The 4,075-nt window shown below is 62.3% G+C and carries 3 protein-coding genes; 2 read left to right on the plus strand and 1 reads right to left on the minus strand.

The window, feature by feature from the left end; translation table 11 throughout:
* Both lexA and H926_RS0112105 read left to right on the plus strand, forming a co-directional pair.
* Positions 1–565: transcriptional repressor LexA (gene lexA, locus H926_RS27155; protein ID WP_022676540.1), on the plus strand; the 565-nt coding region annotated here is incomplete at its 5' end.
* A 314-nt stretch (positions 566–879) separates the two neighbouring features.
* The gene (locus H926_RS0112105; RefSeq protein ID WP_022676541.1) at positions 880–2,595 is read left to right on the plus strand and encodes a hypothetical protein; all 1,716 of its coding nucleotides are present in this window, start codon (positions 880–882) and stop codon (positions 2,593–2,595) included.
* A 201-nt stretch (positions 2,596–2,796) separates the two neighbouring features.
* Here the strand turns inward: H926_RS0112105 and H926_RS33285 are convergent.
* A partial coding sequence (locus H926_RS33285; protein ID WP_022676543.1) for a ComEC/Rec2 family competence protein occupies positions 2,797–4,075 on the minus strand: 1,279 nt, incomplete at its 5' end.

Raw genomic sequence — 4,075 nt, forward strand, 5'->3', positions numbered from 1 at the left:
CCGCCTGATCTCCGCGTTGGAAGAACGCGGCTTCATCCGCCGCCTGCCCAACCGCGCCCGCGCCCTCGAAGTGATCCGGGAACCGGAAAGCCTGGCGACCAAGGCCGCCGCGCGCAATCCCGCGCCGCGCACCTCCGCCCCCGCGGGCACCACCCCGCGCCTGGCGCCAGTAGCCGCGAACGACGTGATCGAAATCCCGCTCCACGGCCGCATCGCCGCCGGCGCTCCGATCGAGGCGATGGAGGGCTCGGCCATGCTGCCCGTGCCCGCCGCCCTGCTCGGCTCGGGCGAGCACTATGCGCTGGAAGTGTCGGGCGATTCGATGGTCGACGCCGGCATCCTCGACGGCGACTACGCCCTCGTGCGCCGCACCAACACCGCCCGCGACGGCGAAATCGTCGTCGCCCTGGTGCGCGGCGAGGAAGCGACTCTCAAGTACCTCCACCACGAAAAAGGCCGCATCCGCCTCGACCCGGCCAACGCCGCCTACAACCCCCAGTTCTACGCGCCCGACGAAGTGGAAGTGCAAGGCAAGCTGGCGGGGCTGTTGCGGCGGTATCATTGAGGGTGCTATTGCGCTGAATCGCTAATCTGGAATGTTTTTAAGTGGAATACACTTGCCGTTCTCAATCGTGATGGCGAATGACAATTTCTTTGGAAAGCGGAACATCGAGCGTTCGTCGTTCTCGTAGTACCCTCGGAAGGCGCTTCCCTCGCTTCCCCAAATTAGGCATCCGGTCACGGCTCACTTGAGTAGACACCCAAAACGCGAATGACCTGGCAGATGGGGACTAGCGCGTCGTCAAAGATGCTTTTAATTGCTTGCTTCCTGTACAAAGTGCAATTCTCCTCACATGCTGGGTATGGTAGTGTTCCCGAATGCCCAGCTTTCCACACAAAAAAATCGTCGAGAAGATCCGGAAGATCGACGAGTTACCGTCGGATGACGCGCAATACTTGCAATGGCTCGGTGCTGGTCAGCACCTGGATTTCCTCAAGCAAAATGCGAACGCTGACGAAATAGTCATTTACGGGTCTGGTCCCTACACGTTCATTCATTCGATCGTGGTGCCGAACAAAGCGCTAGAGGTCGCAGCGCCGGATGACCTGCTGCGATGGAGTTGCAATCCGTATGTCAGCATCGCCGGCTATGTGTCCGGCGGTGGCCGGAGTGGGATGTGGATCGAGCGGGATAACCATCATAGGGGCTCAAAGGCGCTTGATGAGGGGCGCGATCTCGTTTTCGCGCGCACGTTTGAGGGATGGAGCGGTGACGGGCGCGACTACATCGAAGTGAATCAAGAATACACACATCTGGCGGGTATCCACTGGCGACCAGAGGAAAGTGCCTATTGTCGCTTCGATGAACACGGTGACCTTCGGCATTGTGCATCCGTTACGTTAAATCGCAGTGGCGAAGAGGTACGGCTCGTCTCGTTTAGCTGGGTAGAGCTAGAGGAATACCTCACCATCGCACGTTGCTCACTGGTGCGAATGTTCGACTTCACTTTGCTGAAGCATAGCGAATTCAATGGATGGGCAGACGACATTAATGAAGTGGTTCATGTCGATTCCGCCGATTTCTTCTATCGACAGCGCCACTGTGGACGCTGCGCCTACACGCGCGGCATCCAGATCATGCGCCCGCGCCGTGGAGCTAACCAGGTGCTTCAGGGGGTGACGGATGGCTGGAGCGGGAACAAGTCCAAACAGTACGTTGAGTTCGTTGCGCATGATTGGCGCAATCAGCGACTCGCCAAAATTTCCACGGACCCCGCAGCCACTACCAATTATTTTCAGGCTGAAGGCAACGATCTACCGTTCGAGCTATCCGCAGCCTTCTTTCGAGCCGAGGTGCTGTCAAAATACAAAACCGACCGCGAAAAATACACAATCAAAGATCGTGAAGTGAGCTGCCGGGCGGCGTGGCGCCTGCGCGGCTACGACGTGAATGAGGCGGGTCAGGTCCACGCCTATATCTGCGATCTGCGTGCCCTGCCGTACACGGAGCAGTTGCACTGGCTGGCCTACAACGTCGAGCCACAGGCAAGCATCTCGGAGCGCGCCATCGTCAATGACTTCCAAGGTGACTTTGTTACGTTCCGGCACCCGCGCGAGGAAGTTATGTCCATTGTTCGGCGATGGGGAGACCGCAAAGTTGAATGGTGGAAACTGCGTGATCCCGACTTGATGGATCGGGCCAACATTCCGCTAACGGCGAGCAAGGATGAGTGGGCCGAAGCCATCATGGACCTCACGAAGCTTGTCGTCGAAGGCTTCGAGACGAAGCCCCTGCGCCAGCGCCTTGACCGGTTATCGGCCGAATATACCGACGGGGACCGCACGCTGGCGTTGTTAGAAAAGCTGCTGAACGTCGGTCGTTACCGGGATGAGCAGATTAAGCTGTCGGGGCTGCGGGAGGCGCAGTGGCTGCGGTCGAAGTTGCAAGGCCACGCAAGAGGCACCGAAGCGGCGCAAGCGGCAAAGGACGCCATAGCTAACTTCGGTAGCTTCAAGGACCATTTTTCGGACCTGTGCATGCGGATCGCAGCGGAACTGCAATCGATCGAGTCCCAATGTGAAGCCGAGCCGTGACGGAACGCGCTGCCTGCCGTCTTTAGTTTTAATGACCCTGTGGAACGCGCGCAGCGCTTATTGGAGCTTCTGCGTTCCTATGACAGGCTCTTCCAGCAGTGGACATTCGCCGTGGCCGATCGCAACGACCAGCTCTGGTCGAAAGTCGAGGATTTAGAATACTAAGCAGGTCGCCCCAGAATCAAAGCTGCCCCTCGCCCATCACATCTCTTTCCCCCCGCGCGCCACCTTCCCCACCCAAAGCTCTGGCCCCGGAAACCAGCCATGCTGGCCTTCCGTCTCCGCCACGGTCACCAGCTTGCCTTGTGCCAGATAGATCGCCAGGCCGCCGGTCTGGCGCAGCAGGCGGCGGTCGGCTTTGAGCCAGCGGGGGTGGCAGCTGGTAGGCAAGGTGCGATCAGCGATCACGATATCGGCGGCGGCGCACGCGGTGGTGAGGGCCTGCCAGTCCACCTGGTCGCGGCCGCGGCTCATCAGCACGGTGTAGCGCCGGCCCTGGCGCACCAGAACCGCGCGGCAGAAGTCCGCGTTGCACTGCGCGCCGGGCCAGGTGTCGAGCGGGCGGGCCTCTCCCTCCAGCCCGGCGTTTTCGAGCAGCATCGAGGGGGTGTAATCGCTGCGCGTGGCGCGCAGCATCAGCAGGTTGGGCCCTTCGCCTGCCAGGGCGACATAGTGCCCGTCACCGGTCACCAGCACATCGGGCGTGGGTTGCAGGATCGTCAACACCGCGCCCAGGCCAACCGGCACCAGGCCCCACAGGCGCACTTTGCCGGTCCACAGCGCCAGCCACAACAGGCCGCCGACCATCAGGCCAAAGACCCAGCCCGGCATGCCCGGCAGCAGCGTCACTGCGCCAGGCTGGCTGGCGGTGAGGTGGGCCAGGCCCAGCAGCGCATCGAGCGACTTGCCCACGGCCCACCACGCCGGGGCCCCCCACCCCGCCAGGTCGAGCAGCAGCGCCAGCGCGATCAGCGGCATGGTAACGAACGTCGTGAGTGGAATGGCCACCACATTGGCCGCTGCGCCATAGATGCCGGCGCGGTGGAAATGGAACAGCGCCATGGGCATCAGCGCCAGTTCGATCACCAGGCCCGTGGCCAGCACGAGCGCCAGATGCCGCCCCAGCCGCATCGCCCAGCCTTCGTGCGCATGGCCAAGAAAGCGCCGCACCGGCGCGGACGAATCGAACGCGATGATGGCGATGACCGAGCCGAAGCTCATCTGGAAACTGGGGCCGACCACGGCCTCGGGCCAGAACAGCATGACGATGAACGCGGCCACCGCCAGCATCCGCAACGACAGCGGATCGCGGCCCAGCGCCAGGGCCAGCAGCACCAGCAACGCGCCCAGGCACGAGCGGATCGTGGGCACCTCTGCCCCGGTCAGCAGGGTATAGCCGATGCCCGCCAGCGCGCCCATCGCAGCCGCCGCCAGCGGCACGCGCAGGCGCAGCGCGAGGAACGGCACCAGCGCGAGCAGG

The organism is Novosphingobium sp. B-7 (assembly GCF_000410615.1).
Classification (GTDB): Bacteria; Pseudomonadota; Alphaproteobacteria; order Sphingomonadales; family Sphingomonadaceae; genus Novosphingobium; species Novosphingobium capsulatum.

Bases quoted from the DNA above. Each gene is read 5' to 3' on its own strand.
- H926_RS0112105 (WP_022676541.1), top strand. From the start codon at position 880: ATGCCCAGCTTTCCACACAAAAAAATCGTCGAGAAGATCCGGAAGATC.